Below are 23574 nucleotides of genomic sequence, written 5' to 3' on the forward strand. Positions count from 1 at the left end.
GTCATGCAGTATATCAGCACACGTGGAAGCGCCCCCGTCCTCGATTTCCGGGGGGCCACTCTCGCCGGTCTTGCCACCGATGGCGGCCTCTATCTGCCCGCCGAATGGCCGCAGCTGTCGCCCGAATTGCTCGAATCGCTGGCCACCGCCAGCTATGCGGAAACCGCCTTCACGGTGATGAAACCCTATGTGCAGGGTTCGCTGACAGACGCCGAACTGAAGTCCCTGATCGCAGACGCCTATGGTGATTTCGGCCATGCCGCCGTCACGCCGCTGGTGCAGCTGGATCATCGCCAATGGCTGCTGGAGCTGTTCCACGGCCCCACGCTCGCCTTCAAGGATGTGGCCCTGCAATTCCTCGGCGGGCTGTTCGGCCACTTTCTGGGCGCGAAGGATCGGCTGACCATCGTCGGCGCGACCAGCGGCGATACCGGCTCCGCCGCGATCGAGGCGGTGGCGGGCCGCCCCGGAATCACCATCTTCATGCTCCACCCGGCGGGCCGCGTCTCGGATGTGCAGCGCCGTCAGATGACGACGGTGAATGCCCCCAATGTCCACAATATCGCCGTGGACGGCAGCTTCGACGATTGCCAGAAGCTGGTGAAAACCCTGTTCAACGATGCCGCCTTCCGCACCGAATACCAGCTCTCGGCGGTGAACAGCATCAACTGGGCGCGGCTGCTGGCGCAGATCGTCTATTATGTGCATGCGGGCGTCCGTTTGGGCGCGCCCGGCCGGGCCGCCAGCTGGTCTGTGCCCACCGGCAATTTCGGCGACGTGTTCGCCGGATATTGCGCCCACCGTATGGGGCTGCCCATCCACAAGCTGCTGGTGGCCACCAACGTCAATGATATCCTCGCCCGCGCGCTGTCGGCGGGGGATTATTCGGTCGGCAAGGTCACGCCCACCGCCACGCCGTCGATGGATATCCAGATCAGCTCCAACTTCGAACGGCTGCTGTTCGATCTCTACGGCCGCGACGGCGCAGCGCTGGCCGCCGCGATGCAGGGCTTCGAACAGACCGGCACGCTGAAACTGTCAGACGCGCAACGCGCCGAAGCCGCGAAAATCTTCCTCGCCTCGCGCGTGAACGAAGCGGGCATGATGCAGGCGCTGGCATGGGCCAACAGCGAATGCGGCCAGCTGATCGATCCGCACACCGGCGTCGGCCTCGCCGCCGCCCGCGCCCGTGCAGAGGATTGCGAAGGCCCCATCGTCACCCTCGCCACCGCGCACCCGGCGAAATTCCCGGATGCGGTGGAGCGCGCCACCGGCATCCGCCCCGGCCTGCCGCGCCGCGTCGGCCATCTGTTCGACCGGGAGGAGCGGTACGAGCATCTCCCGGCCAGCGAAGCCGCGCTGAAGGCGCACATCCGCGCCCGCGCATGAACGCCGAAACCACCATCCTCGAAAACGGCCTCACCGTTGCCACGCTCCACATGCCGGGGCTGGAAACGGCAGCGGTCGCGCTGAACGCCGATGTGGGTGCCCGCAACGAAACGGCGGGCGAAAACGGCCTCGCGCATTTGTTCGAGCATATGGTGTTCAAGGGCACCGCCAGCCGCCCGGCCCGCACCATCGCCGAACAGATTGAGGATGTGGGCGGCGCGCTGAACGCATGGACTTCGCGTGACACCACCTGCTTCCACGCCCGCGTGCTGGCCGCCGACGTGCCGCTGGCGGTGGAGCTGATTTCCGACCTCGTCACCAGCCCACTGTTCGCCGATGCCGATCTGGCGCTGGAACGCGAAGTTGTGCTGTCTGAAATCGGCGAGGCGCTGGATACGCCGGATGATCTGGTTTTCGATCATCTGCAGGCCACCGCCTTCACCGCGCAGAGCCTCGGCCGCCCCATCCTCGGCACGGCGGACAGCCTTGCCGCGCTAAGCAGCGCCACGCTGCGGCACTGGCAGCAGGCGCATTATCGCGGCCATGGCCTTGTGCTGGCAGCCGCCGGCAAGGTGGATCATGCGCAACTGGTCGATCTCGCCCGGCGGCATCTGGGCGGCATCCCCGCCGGCCGCCCCGGCCCCATCGAACCCGCCCGCTGGACGGGCGGCGCGCGGACAGACGCCCAGCGCAACGAGCAACTGCATCTGGCGCTGGGCTTTCGGGGCTTCGCCCCGCGCGCGCCGGAAATCGACGCCGCGCGACTGTTCGCCATGGCGCTGGGCGGCGGCATGTCCTCCCGCCTGTTCCAGCAACTGCGCGAGGAACGCGGGCTGGCCTATTCCGTCAGCGCCTCGCACGGCGTGCATGCGGATGCCGGGATGCTGAACATCTACACCGCCTCGCGCCCCGGCGATGCCGCGAAGGCCCGCGATCTGGCGCTGGAAATCGCCCACGCCACCGCGCGCGATCTCTCGCCCGCCGAACTGGATCGCGCCCGCGCGCAGAGCAAGGCCGGGATGCTGATGGCGCTGGAAACACCGGGCGGCATCGCCGACTGGCTGGGCGGCAGCATCCTCACATGGGGCCGGGTGCTGACGGCCGCCGAACTGATCGCCCAGCTGGACGCCGTCACGCTGGAGCAGGCGCGCGCCGCCGGGGCCGCGATGCTGGCCAGCCCGGTCGCGCTCGCCGCCGTCGGCCCGAAGGCCGACAAGCTGGCCGCCTGATGGCCGCACTCGAAACCCTGATCGCCGAACCCTCGCCCGATTTCGCGCTGATCGATTCGGGCTATGGCCGCAAGCTGGAACGCTGCGGCCCGTTCCGCTTCATCCGCCCTGAACCGCAGGCGATGTGGGCACCCGCCCAAACAGACTGGCAGGCGGACGGCGAATTCGTCGGCGGCTCCGATGAAGAGGGCGGCGGCCGCTGGCGGCTCGACGCGAACGTGCCGCCCGCATGGCCCATCGAACAGGCGGGCGTGAAGCTGCACGCGCAATGCACCCCCTTCCGCCACCTCGGCTTCTTCCCGGATATGGCCCCGCACTGGGCGCGGCTGTCTGAACTGCCGCCCGGCGCATCGGTGCTGAACCTGTTCGGCTATACCGGAGTCGCCAGCATGGTCGCGGCGAAGGCGGGCGCAGAGGTGGTGCATGTCGATGCCTCGAAAAAGGCAATCGAACAGGCGCGCGCCAACGCCCGGCTTTCGGGCCTGTCCGACAAGCCCATCCGCTGGATCACCGAGGATGCGCGCAAATTCGTCGCCCGCGAAGTACGGCGCGGCCGCCGCTATGACGCGATCCTGCTGGATCCGCCCAAGTTCGGGCGTGGGCCGGATGGCGAAGTGTGGGATCTCACCACCGATTTGCCCGGGCTGCTGGCGGATTGCGTGAAGCTGCTGGACGCGAACAGCCGCTTCCTCATCCTCACCACCTATGCCGTCCGCCTTTCCGCACTGGCGCTTGAAGGGCTGCTTGCGCCGCTGGCCGCGCATCTGCCCGGCCATGTGCAGCCCGGCGAAATGGCCATCCGCGAAGAAACGCGCGGCACCCTGCTGCCCACCGCCATCTTCGCCCGCTGGAGCCGCTGACCCATTTTCTTGGGTATCCTGTTGCTTACAAACCCGTCGGCCTTCGGGCCTTTTCCTCTCTCCTCCCCCGCTCAGGCTGAGCCTGTTTGCAAAGATTCGATCGCCTTTCATTGTGGCCTGCGGGACACGCTCCGGCCATGTTATGGCCCAAGTGCCACGGCCCGTCGCACTTCACAGGTTACAGGCTCGCAACATCAAAACCGCCATGGCAGAACAGGGCTCATGCAGTGCCGGAGCCTCTCGATGCGCAGCCTTTCGCCGTTTTCTGCCGCCGCAGCCCTTGTGCTTCTTGCCGGAACGGCCGCCCTGCTTTCTGCTGCCCCTGCCGCAGCGCAGGTGAAGATGCTGGGCACCACGCCAGACGTGCATGATCCGCTGGCCCCGCCGCCCGCGCTGGAGCCGATCTTCGAATCCGCCCCGCTGCAATTGTCGCTGATGCAGTCCTCCACCGCGAAAGAGGGCGACGACGCCTATCAACCCGAAGTCGGGCAGGCCGGGAAAGACGTGATCTGGGTGCCCACGCCAGACAGTCTGGTGAAGGCGATGCTCACCACGGCCGACGTAAAGCCCACTGATTATGTTGTCGATCTCGGCTCGGGCGACGGCAAGATCGCTATCGCCGCCGCGCGCGATTTCGGCGCGCGTTCGCTGGGGGTGGAATATAATCCGGAGATGGTGGCGCTCGCCCGCCGCAACGCCCAGCGCGCGGGCGTCGCGGGCAAGGCGAACTTCATCCATGGCGACATTTTCGAAACCGATTTCTCCAGCGCCACCGTCGTCACCATGTATTTGCTGCCCAGCCTGAACCTGAAGCTGCGCGACACGCTGCTGAAGATGAAGCCGGGCACGCGCATCGTCTCCCACGCCTTCACCATGGGCGAATGGGAACCCGAACGCACCATCAGCACGGATGACGCGACCGGCTATTTCTGGATCGTCCCAGCACAAGTCGCGGGCCGCTGGGCCTTCGAAGTCGGCGCGGACCGTTTCGCCGCCGAACTGGGGCAGGAATTCCAGAAACTCTCCGCCGCGCGCGGCGGCCCCATCCGCGACGGCGCGGTGAAAGGCACAACCGTGCATCTCACCCGCGCCAACGGGCAGGAACTGGTGGGCGAAGTCAACGGCAACCAGATCGTCGGACGCGGCTGGGTCGCCACCCGGATCAAGCCCGCCGGCTGATCTTGGCATCCGAGCTTCAGCCAAGGCGACGCCTCTCCGCCACAGACGTCGCGCTGATGATCGTCGGCATCGTCATCGGCGCGGGCATCTTCCGCGTGCCCGCCGATGTCGCTGCCGCCGTTTCGGCAGACTGGCAGGCGCTGGCCTTGTGGGCGCTTGGCGGTCTTGCGGCCCTTACGGGCGCGCTCACCTACGCCGAACTCGCCACCCGCCACCCGTCGGTCGGCGGCGAATTCCACTTCCTCCGCCTCGCATGGGGACCACGCCTCGCCGCCCTGTTCGTCTGGGCGCGAATCTCCGTGATGCAGACGGGCGCGATCGCCACCGTCGCCTTCGTCGCGGGCGATTATGCCGCCGGGCTGTGGCCGGGCGGGCCGCACCCCGCGCTCTGGGCAGGGGCCTCCGTCGCCGCCGTCACGATTGCCAATATGATCAGTCTGGAAGCCGGGCGGCGCGGCCAGCAGCTGTTTGTCGCGGTAGAGGTCGGCGCACTCGCCGCCGTGCTGCTTGCCGCGCTGTGGCTGGCAGGCACCGGCACCCCCGCGCCGCAACCGCCCGCCGGAAGCACCCCCGCAGGCACCGGGCTGGGCCTGGCGATGGTGTTCATCATGCTGGCCTATGGCGGCTGGAACGAGGCCGCCTACCTCTCCGCCGAAACGCGGGACAGTTCGCGCGGCCTTGTCCGCGCCCTCGTGCTCGGGCTGGGCGGCGTAACCCTGCTCTATGTGCTGATCAACGCCGCCTTCCTCGCCACGCTGGGACGGGAAACGCTGGCCGCCACCCCCGCGCCTGCCACGCTGCTGCTGGAAACCGCCTTCGGCCCGCTCGCCGCCGCAGCCGTCGCCACGGCCGTCGTCATCGCCTCTCTCTCCACCATGAACGCCACCGTCATCACCGGTGCGCGCGCCATGTGCGCAGCCGGGCGGCACGTGCCGCTGCTCGCCCCGCTGGGCAGCTGGGATCAGGCCCGCTCCGTCCCCCGCCCGGCGCTGCTGCTGCAAGGGCTGATCGCGCTGGCCCTCACCGCCTATGGTGCCACCGCGCGGGACGGCTTTATCGCGATGGTCGCGTTCGGCGCGCCCGTGTTCTGGCTGTTCCTCGCCCTTACCGCAGCCGCGCTGTTCCGCCTGCGCCGCACCCACCCGAACGCGCCCGGCTTCCGCGTGCCGCTTTACCCGATCATCCCGCTGATCTTCCTCGCCGTCTGCCTCGCCATGCTCTGGTCGTCGTTGGATTACGCCCGCTTCATGCTCACCAGCAGCGAAGCGGGCCGCCATGCGGGCGTGCTGGGCATCGCCCTGCTGGCGCTGGGCGTGCCGCTGGTGTGGCGCGCGCGGTGAGGGTGTTTGAAGGGTTTCCACCCCTTCACCCTGGCAGGGGCGTGACGCCGCTCGCACCCCCGACGTTTTTAGCCCCTCCTCCTCTAGGGGAGGGGTTGGGGTGGGGGCCATCCGCTTGGCGCGAGGTTGGGGGTTTATGGCCTGCAGCGCTTCTGTTTTGCGTGTTGTGATGTCTGTGGATCAGGCCCGGCGGTAACACCCCCTCTCCATCTCCCCCCCTTGCAGGGGGAGAGAGCCGCGGTGCGCCGCAGGCAATCGAATCTGATCGCTCTCACCAAGCTGGAGTGGGGCCGCAACGCCAATTTTGAGGGTGCAGGGAAATCATTTCCCTGCCGGGTTCCAAGGGCAGAGCCCTTGGCCGCCGGAGGCAAAACCCCTCAACCGCCCCCCGCGCAACCTCAATCCGAAGCCCGGATCGCCTTCAGCCGCGCCATTTCGCCTTTGAAGCGCCCGAGGTCTGCGCCGCCCAGTTGCTGGGTGCCGGAGAAGAATTTCACCGAGCGCGGATCGACGGCGGTTCCGTTTTGCCACACTTCATAGTGCAGGTGCGGCCCGGTGGAGAGGCCGGTGGTGCCGACCTGCCCGATGGATTGCCCTTGCGCGATCTGCTGGCCGTTCTTCACGCCGATGCGGTGCATGTGCGCATATCGGGTGCGGATGCCTTTTCCGTGATCGATCACCACGACATTGCCATATCCGCCGCCCCAGCCCGCGAACACCACTTTGCCGCCTGCGGATGCAAGGATGGGGGTGCCGGTGGCCGCGCCGAAATCCACGCCCTTGTGCATGCGGCTATAGCCCAGCACCGGGTGGAAGCGCATGCCGAAGCCGGATGTCAGCCGCGCGCCGGCGATCGGGGTGCGCATCAGCCCTTTGCGCACGGCCTCGCCCGTCTGCCAGAAGAAGTCCCCCTTATCCCCCCAGCGCATGAGCGAGACGTTGGAGCGTCCGTTCATCAGCCCGGCGTAGAGCAGGCGGCCCATTTCGGTTTCGCCGGTTTCCGCGCGGCGGTGCGCCACGATGATTTCGAACTTGTCGCGGCGGTTCACGTCGCGCTGCACGTCCAGCGCATAACCCAGCTGGCGCAGATATTCCTGCACCACCGAGGCCGGCAGCCCGGCGGCCCGGGCGGAGCGTTCCAGCGAAGCGCCGACGGTGCCGGTGATGCGAAGCGGGGTGTTGTCGATCTTGACGGCGACTGGCTTCACCACCAGTTGACCGTCTGCGCCGCGCCGCGCTTCCACCTTGGTTTCGAAGTTGGCGCGGAAGGCCAGATATTCCAGCGGCCGCGCCACCGCCTTGCTTTCGCGTCGGCCCAGCACAAGGTTCAGGCTGGTGCCCGGCTTCACGCCGCCGGGGCTTGCCACCCCGCGCAATTCGCTGAACAGCCGGTCCAGATCGTCTCGGCCGACGCCCGCGCGGCGCAGCGCCGCTTCCAGCCCGCCGGAACCGACATTGGCGGAGAGTTCCACGCGCGGCCGTTCCGGGGCTTCGGCCAGCCGCCGGGCCAGTGGCGTGGGCGCGGCGCGCGGGGCGGAACGGCTGCCCTGCGCCAGCGGCCCGATGCCGATGGCGCGGCTTTCGGCCTGCAGCGCTTCGGGCTGTTTCCCGGGCACGGGGCCGGGCAGCAGCGGCACATTGCTGCCCAGCGCCAGCGCGGCAGCGGCCAGCGCACCAAGGGTGGCGAAACCGCGCCACCAGTGGCCGGAGCCGATGGAATCGCCCAGATCGACAACGATGTCGGCGTCGGCCAGTTGCAGGGCAGAGCGGCGCAGCAGCGCGCCCGCATCCATGCGCGGCAGGCGGCGGAGATCGATGCGCGGCGCAACGATGCGCCCCGCACCAAGGGCGTTTTCAGCGAGCGTCGCCAAAGCGATCCCCTGCCGGAGCAAATTGTGCGGAACGGGTGTGATAATCCTGCATCACTGACCCTGAACGACCCCTCATAACGGGGCTTCATGCCCCGAACCCGAACCAGTTTCAGCGAGGGGGCGGCCCCAACACTGCCCGACCTGTTCCGGCCGGTTGCGATAAGTTGTTGGATGCGAACCCTGAATCTTCCTGCCCGCCGGGTCAACCTGTGCCCGTTCAGGCTTCCCCGCCGCTGCGACGAACCGCCCCGGCAAGCCGATGAACCGAATCTGAATCCGGGCGGCACGCGCAGAAAGCCAGATCGGCAATCCAGCCTGTCAAAAAACCATCTCTTGCGTGCCGCATCGCAACATGCCACCATATCTGGGTAGGATTTGGTGGGAGAGCGAACATTCGCACTCAGGCTTCCCATCCGGCCGGTTCACCCGCAAAGGGGGCCGGGTCGCCCGGATCGGATCACCGGCTGGCAGCTTCCCGTTCCGGTTGCGGAACGCTTCCCGGGCTGCCTGCGTGACGAGGCTCGGGGCCGAACTCACCGCCGTCCTCGGCCCCACCAACACGGGGAAAACCCACCTCGCCGTCGAACGCATGTGCGCCCATACCGGCGGCATGATGGGCTTCCCGCTGCGGCTGCTGGCGCGCGAAGTCTATGATCGCGTCGTCGCGCTGAAGGGCGCGCCACAAGTCGCGCTCGTCACCGGCGAAGAACGCATCATCCCGCCCGGCGCGCGCTATTTCCTCTGCACCGCCGAATCCATGGTGACGGATCGCGCCTTCCCCTTCGTCGCCATCGATGAAGGGCAGATGGGCGCGGACCCGGAACGCGGCCATGTGTTCACCAACGCCATGCTGCACCTGCGCGGCACCGCCGAAACCATGATCCTCGGCGCGGAAACCCTGCGCCCGGTGCTGCGCCGCCTGCTGCCGGATGCGCAGATCGTGAACCGCCCGCGCTTTTCGAAGCTGGAATGGGCGGAGCCGAAGAAACTCTCCCGCCTGCCGCCGCGCTCGGCCATCGTCGCCTTCACGGCAGAGGATGTCTATGCGCTGGCGGAAATGCTCCGCCGCCATAAGGGCGGGGCCGCGGTGGTGATGGGCGGCCTCAGCCCCCGCACCCGCAACGCGCAGGTCGCGCTCTATCAATCGGGCGAGGTGGATTATCTGGTGGCGACAGACGCCATCGGCATGGGGCTGAACATGGATATCGCCCATGTCGCCTTCGCCTCGCTCTCCAAGTTTGATGGCCGCCGCCACCGCCGCCTGCGCCCCGCCGAAATGGCGCAGATCGCCGGCCGCGCCGGCCGCCACCAGCGCGACGGCAGCTTTGGCACGGTGCAACTGGGCCGCGCAGATGAAGGCGGCAGCCCCGCCTTCACCGAAGCCGAGATCGAAGCCATTCAGGCCCATGAATTCGCCCCGCTGCAAGGGCTGGTGTGGCGCAACGCCCGGCTGGATTTCGCCTCGCTGCACCGGCTGATGATGAGCCTTGAGGCCACCCCCAGCTCCACCGACCTCTGGCGCGGGGACGACGCCATCGATCTGCAGGTGCTGAAAATCCTCTCCGGCGAACCCTGGCTGATGGAGCGCGCGCAAGGCCGCCCTGCCTTGCAACGCATCTGGGCCGCCTGTGGCCTGCCCGATTACCGCCGCACCGGGGCAGAGGCGCACGCCCGCCTCGTCGGCCGCATGGTCCGCCACCTGACGGAAGGCCATGGCCATCTACCGCCGGAATGGATCCGCTCTGAACTCGCCGTGCTGGACAATGTAGCGGGCGACATCGCCACCCTGTCAGACCGGATCGCCGCCGCCCGCACATGGACCTATGTGTCACACCGGGCAGACTGGCTGGAGGATTCGCAGGGCTGGGCGGAAAAGGCCCGGCAGGTGGAAGACAAATTGTCAGACGCGCTGCACCAGCGCCTGACCCAGCGCTTCGTCGATCGCCGCACCGCCGTGCTGCTGCGCGACCTGAAGCTGCGCGATCCCGATCTGGGCGTGGAAGTCGATCCGGACGGCTCCGTGCTGGTGGATGGCGCGATCATCGGCACGCTGAACGGCTTCGCCTTCCTGCCCGATCCCTCCGCCCGCGCGGGCGAGAAAAAGCTGCTGCTGGCATCCGCCGAACGCCGCCTCGCTTCGGAACTGATCGCCCGCGCCAAGGCGCTGGCCGCCGCGCCGGACGGCGAATTCGCCCTCTCATTCGAAGGCGGCATGCCGCCCCGGCTGATCTGGCGCGGGGCCCGCGTCGCCGCGCTGCGCAAGGGTCGCGACACGCTGAACCCCCGCATCGAGCTGGACCGCAGCCTCGACAGCCTGCCCGCAGACGCCCGCGCCCGCGTGCTCGCCCGCCTGACGGCGTGGACGAATCAGGCCAAGGGCCGCCACCTGCAGGCGCTCACCCGGCTGGAGGCGCTGAAGCCCGGCCTCTCCCCGCCCGCGCGCGGGCTGGTGGTGCAGCTGACGGAAACGATGGGCAGCCTGCCGCGCGCCGCCGTCGCCTCGCTCATCGCCAGCCTCACGCGGGAGGATCGCGCCGCGCTCGCCCGCGCGGGTGTGCGGCTGGGCGTCACCCATGTGTTCGCCGCGCAGGCGCTGCGCCCCGAAGCCACCCGCTGGCGGCTGGCGCTGTGGGGCGTCGCCAATGGCGTGGGGCATATGCCGCAGCCGCCGCGCCCCGGCCTCACCTCGCTCCGCACCGACCCAGCCGCCCCGCCCGGCTTCTACGCGGTGGCGGGCTTCTGGGCCTTTCAGGATTTCGCCGTCCGCGTGGACATGGCAGACCGCGTCGCGCAGAAACTGCACGCCCAGCGCCTCGCCAGCAAGGCAGGCGGCACCGGCTTCCAGCCGGACCCGGAGCTGGTCTCCTCGCTGGGCCTGCGGCCGCGCGATTTCGAAATCCTGATGGCGGCGCTCGGCTTCCGTACCGGCAAGGGCGGCTTCGCCTTCGCCCCCGAACGCAAGGCCCGGCAGCACCGCAAGCCCGGCGCGGCCGCCAGCAATCCCGCCAATCCATTCGCCAACCTGAGCGCCCTGCTCACCAGATCCGGGGAGACGCGCTCTTGATCAAGAGGAGACTGCCGCTTGGTGTATGAACGGGGCATGCGCATCGACAAATGGCTGTGGTTTTCAAGGCTCTCCGCCTCCCGCAGCGAAGCCCAGAAACTCTGCGAAAGCCGGCGTCTCCGGCTGGACGGACGGGTGATAGACCGAAGCTGTTCCACCGTCCGCCCCGGCGCCGTCCTCTCCTTCCCCAACGGCGATCATGTCATCGCCGTGCGCGTGGAAGCCCTCACCGAACGGCGCGGCCCCTCCACCGAAGCGCGGATGCTCTACACTCCGCTGCTCCCCGCGCCCACGGCCCACCTCGCCCGCCACCCGGGTTTCGCGGAGCTGCAACCGGCGTGAAAGCCACAGTTGTTCGGGCAAAATACATCAGCCGGTTGACGCGCCCGCCGCCGCCAAGCTAGCGCTGCGTGCAATCAGAAACAGTTCCAAAGGGGGCAGACCCATGGCCTATGTCGTCACCGACAATTGCATCCGCTGCAAATATATGGACTGCGTGGAAGTCTGCCCGGTCGATTGCTTCTACGAAGGCGAGAATATGCTCGTCATCAACCCGAATGAGTGCATCGATTGCGGCGTCTGCGAACCGGAATGCCCGGCCGAAGCCATCGTGCCGGATACGGAACCCGGCCTTGAAAAATGGGTCGAGCTGAACGCCAAATACAGCGCCGAATGGCCCAACATCACCGTCAAAGGCGACTCCCCCGCAGACGCCGACGAGTGGAAGGGCAAGCCCAACAAGCTGGACAGCGAGTTTTCCGAAAACCCCGGTTCGGGGAACTGAGTTCGGGGGCGCGCTGGCGGACAGAGTAGCGGCCTCCGGCGGGCAGGACTTCGCCTCCGGCGGGCAGGACTTCGCCTCCGGCGGGCAGGGAAATGATTTCCCTGCACCCTCAAAATTGGCGGAGCGGCCCAACGCCAACCTCCCCACGACCTCAACGTCACCCCGGACTTGATCCGGGGTCCAACTGGCCTTCGACAACGCTGGAGTAGAAAGCGGGGCCCCGGATCAAGTCCGGGGCGACGTGTGGAGAGGGCCGGGCAAAGTCCCTACCCCCGCAACAACCGACCCGGCAGTTCCCCCGTCGGCTCGCCATATTCGAAGGTGACCACCCCCGCGCACAGCGTCATCAGGATTCCGCGCGGCCGTTGCAGCAGCCGCCCGCCACCCGCGGGCAGATCATGCACCATGCGCGGCGGCGGCACGGACAGCTCGTCCAGGTCGATCAGGTTCAGGTCCGCGCGGGTGCCGGGCGCAACAACGCCCCGGTCCAGCCAGCCAACATGGCGAGCGTTGCGTTGCGTCAGCCCATGCACCAGCTGTTCCAGCGGGATGCTGGCCCCCGCCTTGTTGCCCTTCCACCAGATGCCGATGGTGCTCACCGGGAAGCTGGCGTCGCAGATGGTGCCGCAATGCGCCCCGCCGTCAGACAGGCCATAGAGCGTGTTGGGGGCCGAAAGCATGTCGAACACGTCGCCCAGATCGCCGCGCGCATAGTTGATCAGTGGCATGTAGAGCAGCCGGTGCCCGGCGTCCTCGCACAACAGGTCCAGCATATAGTCAGCGGCCGGAATCCCCGCCCGCGCGGCTTCGGCCGCCACGGACCGCTCCGCCGCAGGCTCGTAATCGACGGGATCCGACATGCGGAACATCCGGCTGAACCCGTGCGCGATCAGCGCGCCGAAGCCGTCCGGGCGGATCTCCGCATGCTGCGCCAGCAGCCGGGCGCGGACATCGGGCTTGCCCAGTTCGGCCACCTTCTCCGCCAGCGGCAGCGCGCCGATCCGTCGCCATTCCGGGGTGAACAGGAAGGGGTTCAGCGTCGCTTCCAGCCCCTGCACCACGCCGATGGGGCGCGGCGCGATCTGGCATTTCACGTCCAGCCCGTCCGCCACCATCTGCGCCACCCGGTCGAAAATCTGCCGGAAGCGGTCCGGCGCGTCGTCCGTCTGCTGCACCGTGAAGGAAAGGGGTCGGCCGCTGGTGCGGGCCATCGCCTCGATCAGGTCCAGCTCGCGCGCGGCGAATTCGTCATCGGCCGTCAGATAGGCATCTGAAATCAGCTGGATCACCCCCTTGCCCGCGCGCCGCATGGCAGCCGCGATCCCCAGCAGTTCGGCCTCGCCCGCCTCCAGGGTGCCGATATTCTCGCCGGAACGGCTGCGGTGGACCATGGTGCGACTGGTGGTGAAGCCCAGCGCGCCCGCCGCCAGCGCCTCCTCCGTCAGCCGGGCCATTTCGGCGATTTCGGCCGCTGTCGGGTGCGCCTGATGGTCCGCGCCGCGATCCCCCATCACATAGGTGCGCAGCGCCGCGTGCGGCAGGTGCGCGGCCACGTCCAGCGCGAAGCGGCGGCGGCCAAGGGCATCCAGATAGTCGGGAAAACTCTCCCAATCCCAGGTCAGCCCTTCGGCGAGCGCGGTGCCCGGAATATCCTCCACCCCTTCCAGCAGGGCGATCAGCCAGTCGTGTCGGTCTGGCCGGGCCGGGGCGAAGCCCACCCCGCAATTGCCCATCGCGAGCGATGTCACCCCGTTCAGGCTGGTGGGCGCGAGCAGCGGATCCCAGCTCGCCTGCCCGTCATAATGGGTGTGGATATCGACGAATCCGGGCGTGACGAGCAGCCCTTGCGCGTCGATGCTGCGCGAGGCGGGCTTGTCGATCTCGCCCACTTCGGCGATCAGCCCGTCTTTCACGGCGACGTCTGCCCGGCGCGGTGGCGCGCCCGTGCCATCGACGAGCGTCGCATTGCGGATCAATATGTCGAACATGTCTGTCTCTCCCCGCCTGTATCCTCGCCCGATCCGCGCGCCCGTCAAGCTGGCGAAGCGATGAGCCCAGTCTCCCGCCCCGATGTCTCCCGCCGCGATGCGCTGGTGCTGGCGGGCCTGCTGGGCGCAGGTGGCGCAGCGCTGCTGACGTTGCGCGCCACCCGGCCCGTGGGGGAGCCGATCCCGCTCTCCCCCACGCTGGAGGCCGTGCAGGCGGAACAGCGCCCCGGCTGGGGACCGGCGGGCGCAGACCTGCACCTGCTTCTGTTCACCGATTATAACTGCGGTGCCTGCCGCCGCGCCCACCCGGAAATGACAGCGGCTGTGGTGGCAGATGGTGGCGTGGCGATTCGCAGCTTCGACTGGCCGATCTTCGGCGACGACAGCCGGGCAGCGGCGCGCGGCGCGCTCGCGGCGGATGCGCAGGGGCTGTATCGACCGGTGCATGAGGCGCTGATGCCCGGCGGCCGGGCCGATGGCGCGGCGGCCGAAGCGGCGCTGACGGCGGCAGGCGGATCGGTGGCGCGGCTGCGCGAGACTCTGGCGACAGAAGGCGAACGGATCGACGGGATGCTGGCGCGCAATGCCTTCCACGCCTTCTCGCTGGGGCTGGGCGGAACACCCGGCCATGTGATCGGCCGCCTGTTGCTGCGCGGCGCGGTTTCGGAACGCGAGTTCCGCCGCGCCTTCGACCGCGCGCGAAAGCTGACGGAATCTGGCACCCTGAAAGGATAGGATGGCCCGGCCCGGCGTTCCGGCTATCCGGGGCGCGAGGCAATGAGGGAGAGAGATATGGGCATCGCTGTGATCGCAACCATCCGGGTGAAGCCGGGAACGGCCGCGGAGTTCGAAGCGACCTTCACCGCGCTGGCACAGGCGGTGCGGGCGAATGAGCCGGGCAACCTCGTCTATCAGCTGACGCGCAGCCGCACCGAGGCGGATACCTACAAGGTGCTGGAAGTCTATGCCGATGAAGCCGCCATCGCCGCCCACCGGGACTCCGCGCATTTCCGTGGCGCAGGCCCGGCGCTGGGCGCGGTTCTGGCAGGCGCACCGGAGCTGGAACTGCTGGACACGGTGGGCTGAAGGGCGGCGGGCGAAGCGCCCGCCTATCCCCTATTCGATGGTGCGCGCGAGGTTGCGGTTCAGCCAGAGCGCAATCAACGTGCCCACCGCGCCCGACAGCAGATACGCCCCCGACGAGATCAGCCCGAACTCGGAGGAGAGCAGCAGCGCCGCCAGCGGCGCAAACCCTGCGCCGAACATCCACGCAAGGTCAGACGTCAGCGCCGAGCCGGTGTAGCGATAGCGGATCGGGAAGCTGGACGAAATCGCGCCCGAGGATTGCCCGAACGACAGGCCCAGCAGCACGAAGCCCGTCAGCATGAAGGCGATTTCCCCGCCCTGCCCTGCCCCCAGCAACTGTGGCGCGAAGCCGGAGAAGGCGGCAATGGCGGCGGCCGAAACCCCCAGCACGGTGCGGCGGCCGAAACGGTCCGCCAGCAGGCCGGAGGCGATGATGGCGGCGATCCCGAACAGCGCGGCAATCGCCTCGATCATCAGGAAGCGCACCGGCGGTTCGGTGGTGAACAGAAACACCCATGAAAGGGGAAACACAGTCACCATGTGGAACATGGCGAAGCTGGCGAGCGGGGCGAACGCCCCGGCCGCGATCACCCGCCATTGCGCGCGCACGGTTTCCACCACGGGCGAAGGCTCCAGCTCGCGGCCTTCGAACAAATGGGTGTACTCCGGCGTCACCACGATCCTGAGGCGCGCAAACAGCGCCACCACGTTGATCGCGAACGCCACGAAGAAAGGATAGCGCCAGCCCCAATCGAGGAAATCCTGCGCCGGAAGCGAATGGATCAGGAAGGCGAACAACAGGCTGGCGATGATCAGGCCGATGGGCGCGCCCAGTTGCGGCAGCATGGCATACCAGCCGCGCTTGCCCGCCGGCGCGTTCAGCGCCAGCAGAGAGGCAAGCCCGTCCCATGAGCCGCCCAGCGCCACGCCCTGCCCGGCGCGGAACAGCACCAGCAGCACGGCAGAGGCGATGCCGATCCGTTCATAGCCCGGCAGAAAGGCGATGGCCGCCGTCGCCCCGCCCAGCAGGAACAGCGCCGCCGTCAGCTTGGTGCCGCGCCCGTAACGACGATCGACGGCGGTAAAGAAGAAGGTGCCCACGGGCCGCGCCACGAAGGCGACCGCGAACACCGCGAACGACACCAGCGTGCCCGTCAGCGGATCGAGGAAGGGAAACACCACCTTCGGGAACACCAGCACAGAGGCGATGGCGTAAACGAAGAAATCGAAGAATTCCGAGGCGCGGCCGATCACCACGCCCACAGCGATTTCGCCCGGCTCCACCCGGTGGCCGCCGCCATGGGCGGCATCGTTGATTTCGCGCGCGTCGCGTTCTGCTGCTGTCGCCGTCATGAAAATACCCTGCAGGCCCACACAAGGGGCGGCACAAGTGGCCCCCTTTGTCTTTGCCGCGTCATAAGGGGATTGGGCAAAATGTCCTATGTGCTGCATTGCAGCACGAGGTTAGGCGCGCCGCCTATGAGTCACTCTTCCCGTCTTGCGCGGCGCATTACGCCTGTGCTGTTGCTCACGCCGCTGCTGTCGGCTTGCGACATGATCGTGCTGAACCCGGCGGGAGACGTCGCACAGCAGCAGGGCGATCTGGTGGTGATTTCCACCCTGCTGATGCTGCTGATCATCGTGCCGGTGATGGCGCTGACCATCTTCTTCGCGTGGAAATACCGCGCCGACAACAAAGAAGCCCGCTACGAGCCGGAGTGGAGCCACTCCACCCAGCTGGAACTGGCGATCTGGGGCGCGCCGCTGCTGATTATCATCTGTCTGGGCGCGCTGACATGGGTGGGCACCCACCTGCTCGATCCCTATCGCCCGCTGGCGCGCACCGCGCCGGGCCAGCCGGTGGCGGCCGATGTGCGGCCGCTGGAAGTGCAGGTGGTCGCGCTGGATTGGAAATGGCTGTTCATCTACCCCGAACAGGGCATCGCCACCGTGAACGAGCTGGTCGCCCCGGTGGATCGGCCGATCCGCTTCCGCATCTCCTCCTCGTCGGTGATGAACAGCTTCTATGTGCCCGCGCTTGCCGGGCAGATTTACGCGATGCCGGCGATGGAAACCAAGCTGCATGCGGTGTTCAACCGCCCCGGCAATTTCCGTGGCTTTTCCGCCAATTACAGCGGCGCGGGCTTCTCCGGCATGCGCTTCGACGCGCGCGGCCTGAGCAATGCCGATTTCGACAGCTGGGTGGAAACGGTGCGCGGCACCGCCGTCACGCTGGACCGCGCGGCCTATCTGAAGCTGGAACAGCCCAGCGAGAATGTGCCGGTGACGCACTTCGGGCAGGTGGAGCGCGGGCTGTTCGACGCCGTGGTGAACCTGTGCGTGGAACCGGGCAAGATGTGCCAGCACGACATGATGGCGATTGACGCCAAGGGCGGCCTCGGCCTCGCGGGCGCCTATAATGTCGCGCAGCTGTCGCACGACAAGTTCGCCGCGCGCGGCACCGATGGGGCGCGGCCTGCGCGCTTCATGGTCGCCGCCATGTGCGACACGCGGCCGGTGCCGTCGCACGAGTTCGAACTGCCAGATCCGGTGAATCTCGCGCCGCTGATCGGGGCCGGTCTGGCCCTGCGCGCTGGTGCAGTCTCGGCTGCGCTCTCCCCCATTCCCTCCCGTTTCTAAAAAGGCCGTGACCGCAATGTCCGCCCCCGAACCCACTGCCATCAGCCCGATCTTCGGGCGGCTCACGCTGGACGTGCTGCCGCTGCACGAGCCGATCGTCGTCGCCACCTTCATCGCCGTGGTGATCGGCGGCGCTGCCGTGCTGGCGCTTATCACCAAGTTCAAGCTGTGGGGCATGCTGTGGAACGACTGGTTCACCAGCGTGGACCATAAGAAAATCGGCATCATGTATATGGTGCTGGGGCTGGTGATGTTCCTGCGCGGCTTCGCGGACGCCATCATGATGCGGCTGCAACAGGTGATGGGCTTCAACGGCTCAGAAGGCTATCTGAACGCCCACCATTATGATCAGATCTTCACCGCGCACGGGGTGATCATGATCTTCTTCGTGGCGATGCCGTTCGTCACGGGGCTGATGAACTATCTGGTGCCGCTGCAGATCGGCGCGCGGGATGTGTCTTTCCCGTTCCTCAACAATTTCAGCTTCTGGATGACGACGGCTGGCGCGGTGCTGGTGATGATGTCGCTGTTCGTCGGCGAATTCGCGCAGACCGGCTGGCTTGCCTATCCGCCGCTGTCCGGCATCGCCTACAGCCCGGCGTCCGGCGTGGATTATTACATCTGGGCGCTGCAGATCGCGGGCGTGGGCACCACCCTTTCCGGCATCAACCTGATCGTCACGATCATCAAGCTGCGCGCGCCGGGGATGAGCCTGATGCGCATGCCGGTGTTCACCTGGACGTCGCTTTGCACCAACGTGCTGATCGTCGCCTCCTTCCCGGTGCTGACGGGCGTGCTGCTGCTGCTCAGCCTTGATCGCTATGTGGGGACGAACTTCTTCACCAATGATTTCGGCGGCAGCCCGATGATGTATGTGAACCTGATCTGGATCTGGGGCCACCCGGAAGTCTACATCCTGATCCTGCCGCTGTTCGGGGTGTTTTCCGAAATCACCGCCACCTTCTCGGGCAAGCGGCTGTTCGGCTATACCTCCATGGTCTACGCCACCGTTGTTATCACCATCCTCTCCTACGTCGTCTGGCTGCACCATTTCTTCACCATGGGCTCGGGCGCGTCGGTGAACAGCTTCTTCGGCATCACGACGATGGTGATTTCGATCCCCACCGGGGCCAAGCTGTTCAACTGGCTGTTCACCATGTATCGCGGCCGCATTCGCTTCGATCTGCCGATGATGTGGACTGTCGCCTTCATGCTGACCTTCGTTGTCGGCGGGATGACGGGCGTGCTGCTGGCGGTGCCCCCGGCCGACTTCGTGCTGCACAACTCCTTGTTCCTGATCGCCCACTTCCACAATGTGATCATCGGCGGCGTGCTGTTCGGCCTGTTCGCGGCGATCAACTTCTGGTGGCCCAAGGCCTTCGGCTTCAAGCTGGATATGTTCTGGGGCAAGATCAGCTTCTGGTGCTGGGTTGTCGGCTTCTGGCTGGCGTTCATGCCGCTCTATGTGCTGGGCCTGATGGGCGTCACGCGGCGGATGCGGGTGTTCGATGATCCGTCCTTGCAAATCTGGTTCATCATCGCCGGGATCGGCGCGGTGATCATTGCCGCCGGGATCGGGGCGATGCTGGTGCAGTTCGCGGTTTCCATCTGGAAGCGGAACGAACTGCGCGACGAAACCGGGGACCCGTGGAACGGCCGCACGCTGGAATGGGCCACATCTTCCCCGCCGCCGGATTACAACTTCGCCTTCACGCCGGTGGTGCATGGGCTGGATGCCTGGCACGAGATGAAGCAGGCTGGCGTGAAGCGCCCGCTGGACGGCTTCCGCGCCATCCACATGCCGAAGAACACCGGCACGGGCGTGGTGCTGGCGGCGCTCAGCCTCGTCTGCGGCTTCGCGCTGATCTGGTATATGTGGTGGCTGGCGATCCTCAGCTTTGTGGGGCTGGTGGGCTATGCCATCTACCACACGTTCAACTACAAGCGGGACTTCCACATCCCGGTTGAAACCGTGGCCGAAACCGAAGCCGCGCGCACGCGCCAGCTCGCAACCGTGGGGGCCTGAACCATGAGCAGCACAAGCACCCCCGCCGAACTGACGGCGCATTATTACGATCTGCACGAGCATGATCATCCCGAAGGCGGCAGCACCATGCTGGGCTTCTGGATTTACCTGATGAGCGACTGCCTGATCTTCGCCATCCTGTTCGCGGCCTATGCCGTGCTGGGCGGCAATCTGGCGGCCGGGCCGGGGCCGCAGGATCTGTTCGATCTGCCGCTGGTGGCGCTGAACACGGCGATGCTGCTGTTCTCCTCCATCACCTATGGCTTTGCGATGCTGGCGATGGTGCGGGGCGATAAGCAGAAGGTGCTGCTGTGGCTGGCCATCACCGGCCTGTTCGGCCTCGCCTTCCTCTCGATCGAATTGTACGAGTTCCACCACCTGATCCATGTGGGGGCGACGCCGCAACGCTCGGCGTTCCTCTCCGCCTTCTTCACGCTGGTGGGCACGCACGGGCTGCACGTGACGTTCGGCCTGATCTGGCTCGTCACGCTGATGGTGCAGGTGAACCGCTTCGGCCTGAAGCCTGCGAACCAGCGGCGGCTGATGTGCCTCAGCCTGTTCTGGCACTTTCTGGACGTCATCTGGATCGGCGTCTTCACATTCGTCTATCTGATGGGGATGCTGCGGTGAGCGACAATCACGACCATGGTGCCCACCACGGGCATGACGAAGGCACCGCCCACGGCTCCTTACGCGATTATGTGATCGGCTTTGTCCTGTCCGTGATCCTCACCGCCATTCCCTTCTGGCTGGTGATGGCGCGGCCGCTGGCGAACGATGTGACGGCGGTTCTGGTGATGGCATTCGCTGCCGTGCAGATCGTGGTGCACATGGTCTACTTCCTGCACATGAACGGCAAATCCGAAGGCGGCTGGACTTTGACGGCGCTTGTCTTCACCATCATCGTCGTCGTCATCATGCTGAGCGGTTCGCTGTGGGTTATGTACCATCTGAACACGAACATGATGCCCTCCATGGAAGAGATGCGGCAAATCCCGTGAGTTCCACGGCCCGCGCAGGCGGGCGGCGGTGGCCGGTGGCGGCCCTGCTGTTGCTGGCAGGGCTGTTCGTCGCGCTGGGCGTCTGGCAGCTGGAGCGCCGCGAGTGGAAGCATGAGCTGATCGCCGCAGTGGATGCCCGCGCCCATGCCGCGCCGGTGCAGGCCCCCGGCCCCGCGCAGTGGCCACGCATCACCGCTGACAGCCACGCCTATCTGAACGTCCGCGCGGCAGGCCGCTACCTGCCAGGGCAAGACAGTTTCGTTCAGGCCGTCACCGCGCTTGGCGGCGGCTATTGGCTGCTCACCCCGCTGCAAACGGCGGATGGCGTCATCCTCATCAACCGGGGCTTCGTGCCAAAGCGCGCCGCGCCCGCCGTGCCGACAGGCGAGGTGTCGGTCAGCGGCCTGCTCAGGCTCACCGAGCCGAATGGCGGCTTCCTGCGCCGCAACGATCCCGCCACCGGGCGCTGGTATTCCCGTGACGTCGCCGCCATTGCCGCCGCGCATGGCCTTTCGAACGTCGCGCCTTATTTCATCGACGCTGCTCGCGATCCCGCAGCCGCGCCCGGCGATCCCGTCGGCGGCCTCACGGTGATCCGCTTTTCCGACAACCATATGTCCTACGCGCTCACATGGTTCGCAATGGCGCTGATGTCGCTGGGCGGGGCGTTTCTGGTCTGGCGGCGGCGGATATGAAGCGCTGGCCCATCCGCGCCATCACCTCGGCGGACGCAGACGCCGGGCGGCGCAACATGCGGCTGCTGCTCCAGCTGCGCTGGCTGGCGGTGGCGGGGCAGTTGCTGACGATCCTGCTCGTCGAGCGGGTGATGGGCATCGAATTGCCGGTGGGCGCGCTGCTGCTGGCCCCCATCGGCCTTGCCGCCATCAACATCGGCACGCTGCCGGTGCTCTACCGGCGGCAGGATGTCTCCAACACCGAGCTGACCGTGGCGCTGCTGGTCGATGTCGCCGCGCTCGCATGGCAGCTGCACCTGACGGGCGGGATGACCAATCCCTTTGTTTACCTGTTCCTGCTGCAGGTGGTGCTGGCCGCCGTGCTGCTGAAGCCCGCCACGGCATGGGGCATCACGGCCGCCGCGCTGCTGGCGCTGCTGCTGCTGGCGCTCACCACCGAACCGCTGGCGCTGCCGCCGCGCTGGGCGCCGCAGCCGATGGAGCTGTATCTGCTGGGCAGCCTCGTCTGTTTCGCCATGGTGGCGCTGCTGCTGGTGGCCTTCGTCACCCGCGTCAGCCGCAACCTGTCGGATCGCGACGCCGCGCTCGCCGCCAGCCGCCAGCGCGCGGCAGAGGAAGATCATATCGTCCGCATGGCGCTGCTGGCGTCGGGCGCGGCGCATGAACTGGGCACCCCGCTCTCCTCGATGGCGGTGCTCGTGGGGGACTGGAAGAAGCTGCCGCTCCTCTCCGGCAACCACGAGATGCAGGAGGATCTGGCCGACATGACGGCCGCCATCGCCCGCTGCAAGGCCATCGTCAGCGGCATCCTCGCCTCGGCCGGGGAAGCGCGCGGAATCGCCCCGCAGCCCACCAGCGCGCGGCAGTTCATGGTGGCCATCGTCAATGAATGGCGGGCAGACCGGCGCTATGGCTCCATCGCCTGGACAGACCGGCTGGGCGACGACGCGCCGATGCTGGCAGACCCGGCCTTGCGGCAGGTGATCGGAAACGCCATCGACAATGCGCTGGACGTCTCGCCCGATTGGGTGGGCATCCACGCCATGATCGAAGGGGAGATGCTGGTGCTGGAGATATCGGATCGCGGCCCGGGCTTCACGCCGGAGATGCTGAGCGCCTTCGGCCGCCCCTATCACTCCACCAAGGGCAAACCCGGCGGCGGGCTGGGGCTGTTCCTGCTGGTGAACGTGATCCGCAAGCTGGGCGGGGCCGTGACAGGGGCCAACCGCGCGGAAGGCGGCGCGCTGGTCAGGATCAGCCTGCCGCTGGCCGGGCTGGCGGGCCGGGAGGTTCCAGCATGACCCAGCCGCTGCTGCTGATCGTGGAGGATGACGACGCCTTCGCCCGCACCCTGCAACGCTCGTTCGAACGGCGCGGCTACCGGGTGCTGCACGCCTCGGGCCTCGCAGATGTGGAGCTGCTGCTGCGCAGCCACCGCCCCGGCTTCGCCGTGGTGGACCTGAAGCTGGGCGGCAGCTCCGGCCTCGTCTGCGTGCAACAACTGCGCGCGCACGATGCCGCGATGAAAATCGTCGTCCTCACCGGCTTCGCCAGCATCGCCACCGCCGTGGAAGCGATCAAGCTGGGGGCAGACCATTATCTCGCCAAACCCTCCAACAGCGACGACATCGAAGCCGCCTTCGCCCGCGACGGCGGAGACCCGGACGCCCCCGTGGACGGGCGGCAATCCTCCATCAAAACGCTGGAATGGGAACATATCCACCAGACACTGGTGGAAACCGATTTCAACATCTCAGAAGCGGCGCGGCGGCTGGGCATGCACCGGCGGACACTGGCGCGGAAGCTGGAGAAGCGGCAGGTTCGGTAAGCGGAGTGTCGCGGGGAGCGCAGTTGGCCTCCGGCGGCCCGGGCGCTGCCCGGGACCCGGCAGGGGCGTGACGCCCCTGCACCCCCGAACTTTTTTGTAGCCCCTCCCCTTCAGGGGAGGGGTTGGGGTGGGGGCCATCCGCTTGGCGTGAGGATGGAGTTTATTGCCGGCGGCGCTTTGGGGCGTGTTCCACCCACCTCCCCACACGTCACCCCGGACTTGATCCGGGGTCCAGCTGGTCTTCGGCAACGTTGCGGGTGGAAAGCTGGACCCCGGATCAGGTCCGGGGTGACGGTTGTGGTTGTGGAGAGGGTGGTGGGTTTTCTCAGGGGCCTTCGACAGGCTCAGGCTGAGCGGGTGGGGAGGTTGGGGAGGGGTGTAGAGGTTGATGGATCAGGCCCAGCGTTGCTCCCCTCTCTCCAACTCTCTCCCCAGCGGGGAGAGAGAGTCTGCGTAGCGCCGCAGGCAATCGAATCTGATCACCCGCATGGCGCTGGAGTTGGGGACGCAACGCTAATATTGAGGGTGCAGGGAAATCATTTCCCTGCCGGGTTCCAAGGGCGGAGCCCTTGGCCGCGCGGCGCGCAAAAACCC

Annotated in this window: 20 protein-coding genes; 17 read left to right on the forward strand and 3 right to left on the reverse strand. The window is 67.3% G+C overall.

Annotated elements, in window-relative coordinates; genetic code table 11:
* Window positions 1-3 precede the first annotated feature (3 nt).
* The 5 genes from thrC to FJQ54_RS00215 all read left to right on the forward strand — a co-directional run bounded on the left by thrC (window position 4) and on the right by FJQ54_RS00215 (window position 5997).
* Window positions 4-1389, forward strand: coding sequence for a threonine synthase (gene thrC / locus FJQ54_RS00195; RefSeq protein WP_140926181.1), 1386 nt, complete (start codon window positions 4-6; stop codon window positions 1387-1389).
* On the forward strand, window positions 1386-2618 hold the full coding sequence (locus tag FJQ54_RS00200; protein ID WP_140926183.1) for a M16 family metallopeptidase: 1233 nt from the start codon (window positions 1386-1388) through the stop codon (window positions 2616-2618). Before thrC ends, FJQ54_RS00200 begins: the two co-directional genes overlap by 4 nt.
* Complete coding sequence (locus FJQ54_RS00205) at window positions 2618-3478, forward strand: class I SAM-dependent methyltransferase (protein ID WP_140926185.1); 861 nt, start codon at window positions 2618-2620, stop codon at window positions 3476-3478. The genes FJQ54_RS00200 and FJQ54_RS00205 overlap by 1 nt, the downstream gene beginning before the upstream one ends.
* 243 nt (window positions 3479-3721) lie before the next feature.
* On the forward strand, window positions 3722-4657 hold the full coding sequence (locus FJQ54_RS00210) for a class I SAM-dependent methyltransferase (RefSeq protein ID WP_207790326.1): 936 nt from the start codon (window positions 3722-3724) through the stop codon (window positions 4655-4657).
* Between the two features lie 2 nt (window positions 4658-4659).
* Entirely contained in the window at window positions 4660-5997 is a 1338-nt protein-coding gene (locus FJQ54_RS00215; protein WP_140926187.1) for an APC family permease, read from the forward strand.
* A gap of 398 nt (window positions 5998-6395) precedes the next feature.
* On the opposite strand, the gene FJQ54_RS00220 is transcribed toward FJQ54_RS00215, so the two are convergent.
* Complete coding sequence (locus FJQ54_RS00220; RefSeq protein WP_140926188.1) at window positions 6396-7868, reverse strand: M23 family metallopeptidase; 1473 nt, start codon at window positions 7866-7868, stop codon at window positions 6396-6398.
* A gap of 511 nt (window positions 7869-8379) precedes the next feature.
* On the opposite strand from FJQ54_RS00220, the gene FJQ54_RS00225 reads away from it, so the two are divergent.
* The 3 genes from FJQ54_RS00225 to fdxA all read left to right on the forward strand — a co-directional run bounded on the left by FJQ54_RS00225 (window position 8380) and on the right by fdxA (window position 11716).
* A complete protein-coding gene (locus tag FJQ54_RS00225; RefSeq protein ID WP_140926190.1) occupies window positions 8380-10932 on the forward strand; it encodes a helicase-related protein in 2553 nt (850 codons plus the stop codon).
* Between the two features lie 21 nt (window positions 10933-10953).
* Complete coding sequence (locus FJQ54_RS00230) at window positions 10954-11274, forward strand: RNA-binding S4 domain-containing protein (RefSeq protein ID WP_328592155.1); 321 nt, start codon at window positions 10954-10956, stop codon at window positions 11272-11274.
* Window positions 11275-11377: 103 nt separating this feature from the next.
* Window positions 11378-11716 (forward strand): ferredoxin FdxA, encoded by a 339-nt coding sequence (fdxA, locus tag FJQ54_RS00235; RefSeq protein ID WP_140926192.1) that lies wholly within the window; start codon window positions 11378-11380, stop codon window positions 11714-11716.
* Between the two features lie 266 nt (window positions 11717-11982).
* Here the strand turns inward: fdxA and FJQ54_RS00240 are convergent, their stop codons facing one another.
* Window positions 11983-13704: an N-acyl-D-amino-acid deacylase family protein gene (locus FJQ54_RS00240; RefSeq protein ID WP_140926194.1), complete on the reverse strand. Its 1722-nt coding sequence runs from the start codon at window positions 13702-13704 to the stop codon at window positions 11983-11985.
* Between the two features lie 60 nt (window positions 13705-13764).
* Between FJQ54_RS00240 and FJQ54_RS00245 the strand changes: the two genes are divergently transcribed.
* Window positions 13765-14439: a DsbA family protein gene (locus tag FJQ54_RS00245; protein ID WP_140926196.1), complete on the forward strand. Its 675-nt coding sequence runs from the start codon at window positions 13765-13767 to the stop codon at window positions 14437-14439.
* Window positions 14440-14496: 57 nt separating this feature from the next.
* Entirely contained in the window at window positions 14497-14790 is a 294-nt protein-coding gene (locus tag FJQ54_RS00250) for a putative quinol monooxygenase (RefSeq protein WP_140926197.1), read from the forward strand.
* Between the two features lie 30 nt (window positions 14791-14820).
* Here FJQ54_RS00250 and FJQ54_RS00255 read toward each other — a convergent pair whose 3' ends face one another.
* A complete protein-coding gene (locus tag FJQ54_RS00255) occupies window positions 14821-16143 on the reverse strand; it encodes an MFS transporter (protein WP_140926199.1) in 1323 nt (440 codons plus the stop codon).
* Between the two features lie 126 nt (window positions 16144-16269).
* On the opposite strand from FJQ54_RS00255, the gene cyoA reads away from it, so the two are divergent.
* From cyoA to FJQ54_RS00290, 7 genes are read left to right on the forward strand one after another with little or no spacing between them, the layout of a single operon-like run.
* Window positions 16270-17430, forward strand: coding sequence for a ubiquinol oxidase subunit II (cyoA, locus tag FJQ54_RS00260; RefSeq protein ID WP_140926201.1), 1161 nt, complete (start codon window positions 16270-16272; stop codon window positions 17428-17430).
* A 16-nt stretch (window positions 17431-17446) separates the two neighbouring features.
* A complete protein-coding gene (gene cyoB / locus FJQ54_RS00265) occupies window positions 17447-19456 on the forward strand; it encodes a cytochrome o ubiquinol oxidase subunit I (protein ID WP_140926203.1) in 2010 nt (669 codons plus the stop codon).
* Between the two features lie 3 nt (window positions 19457-19459).
* On the forward strand, window positions 19460-20086 hold the full coding sequence (gene cyoC / locus FJQ54_RS00270) for a cytochrome o ubiquinol oxidase subunit III (RefSeq protein WP_140926205.1): 627 nt from the start codon (window positions 19460-19462) through the stop codon (window positions 20084-20086).
* Window positions 20083-20457, forward strand: a complete 375-nt coding sequence (gene cyoD, locus FJQ54_RS00275) for a cytochrome o ubiquinol oxidase subunit IV (RefSeq protein WP_140926206.1) — start codon at window positions 20083-20085, stop codon at window positions 20455-20457. Before cyoC ends, cyoD begins: the two co-directional genes overlap by 4 nt.
* Entirely contained in the window at window positions 20454-21152 is a 699-nt protein-coding gene (locus FJQ54_RS00280) for an SURF1 family protein (RefSeq protein ID WP_140926207.1), read from the forward strand. The genes cyoD and FJQ54_RS00280 overlap by 4 nt, the downstream gene beginning before the upstream one ends.
* Complete coding sequence (locus FJQ54_RS00285) at window positions 21149-22453, forward strand: ATP-binding protein (RefSeq protein WP_140926208.1); 1305 nt, start codon at window positions 21149-21151, stop codon at window positions 22451-22453. The genes FJQ54_RS00280 and FJQ54_RS00285 overlap by 4 nt, the downstream gene beginning before the upstream one ends.
* A complete protein-coding gene (locus FJQ54_RS00290) occupies window positions 22450-22980 on the forward strand; it encodes a response regulator transcription factor (protein WP_140926210.1) in 531 nt (176 codons plus the stop codon). Before FJQ54_RS00285 ends, FJQ54_RS00290 begins: the two co-directional genes overlap by 4 nt.
* The last annotated feature ends 594 nt before the right edge of the window (window positions 22981-23574 follow it).

Source organism: Sandaracinobacter neustonicus, from assembly GCF_006385875.1.
GTDB lineage: Bacteria > Pseudomonadota > Alphaproteobacteria > Sphingomonadales > Sphingomonadaceae > Sandaracinobacteroides > Sandaracinobacteroides neustonicus.

What these genes read in the sequence shown, in the direction of transcription:
- FJQ54_RS00285 (WP_140926208.1), top strand. Translation starts at nt 21,149, where the DNA reads ATGAAGCGCTGGCCCATCCGCGCCATCACCTCGGCGGACGCAGACGCC.
- FJQ54_RS00210 (WP_207790326.1), top strand. Translation starts at nt 3,722, where the DNA reads ATGCGCAGCCTTTCGCCGTTTTCTGCCGCCGCAGCCCTTGTGCTTCTT.
- cyoA (WP_140926201.1), top strand. Translation starts at nt 16,270, where the DNA reads ATGAGTCACTCTTCCCGTCTTGCGCGGCGCATTACGCCTGTGCTGTTG.
- FJQ54_RS00200 (WP_140926183.1), top strand. Translation starts at nt 1,386, where the DNA reads ATGAACGCCGAAACCACCATCCTCGAAAACGGCCTCACCGTTGCCACG.
- cyoB (WP_140926203.1), top strand. Translation starts at nt 17,447, where the DNA reads ATGTCCGCCCCCGAACCCACTGCCATCAGCCCGATCTTCGGGCGGCTC.
- FJQ54_RS00255 (WP_140926199.1), bottom strand. Translation starts at nt 16,143, where the DNA reads ATGACGGCGACAGCAGCAGAACGCGACGCGCGCGAAATCAACGATGCC.
- FJQ54_RS00245 (WP_140926196.1), top strand. Translation starts at nt 13,765, where the DNA reads ATGAGCCCAGTCTCCCGCCCCGATGTCTCCCGCCGCGATGCGCTGGTG.
- cyoC (WP_140926205.1), top strand. Translation starts at nt 19,460, where the DNA reads ATGAGCAGCACAAGCACCCCCGCCGAACTGACGGCGCATTATTACGAT.
- thrC (WP_140926181.1), top strand. Translation starts at nt 4, where the DNA reads ATGCAGTATATCAGCACACGTGGAAGCGCCCCCGTCCTCGATTTCCGG.
- FJQ54_RS00240 (WP_140926194.1), bottom strand. Translation starts at nt 13,704, where the DNA reads ATGTTCGACATATTGATCCGCAATGCGACGCTCGTCGATGGCACGGGC.
- FJQ54_RS00205 (WP_140926185.1), top strand. Translation starts at nt 2,618, where the DNA reads ATGGCCGCACTCGAAACCCTGATCGCCGAACCCTCGCCCGATTTCGCG.
- FJQ54_RS00250 (WP_140926197.1), top strand. Translation starts at nt 14,497, where the DNA reads ATGGGCATCGCTGTGATCGCAACCATCCGGGTGAAGCCGGGAACGGCC.
- FJQ54_RS00290 (WP_140926210.1), top strand. Translation starts at nt 22,450, where the DNA reads ATGACCCAGCCGCTGCTGCTGATCGTGGAGGATGACGACGCCTTCGCC.
- fdxA (WP_140926192.1), top strand. Translation starts at nt 11,378, where the DNA reads ATGGCCTATGTCGTCACCGACAATTGCATCCGCTGCAAATATATGGAC.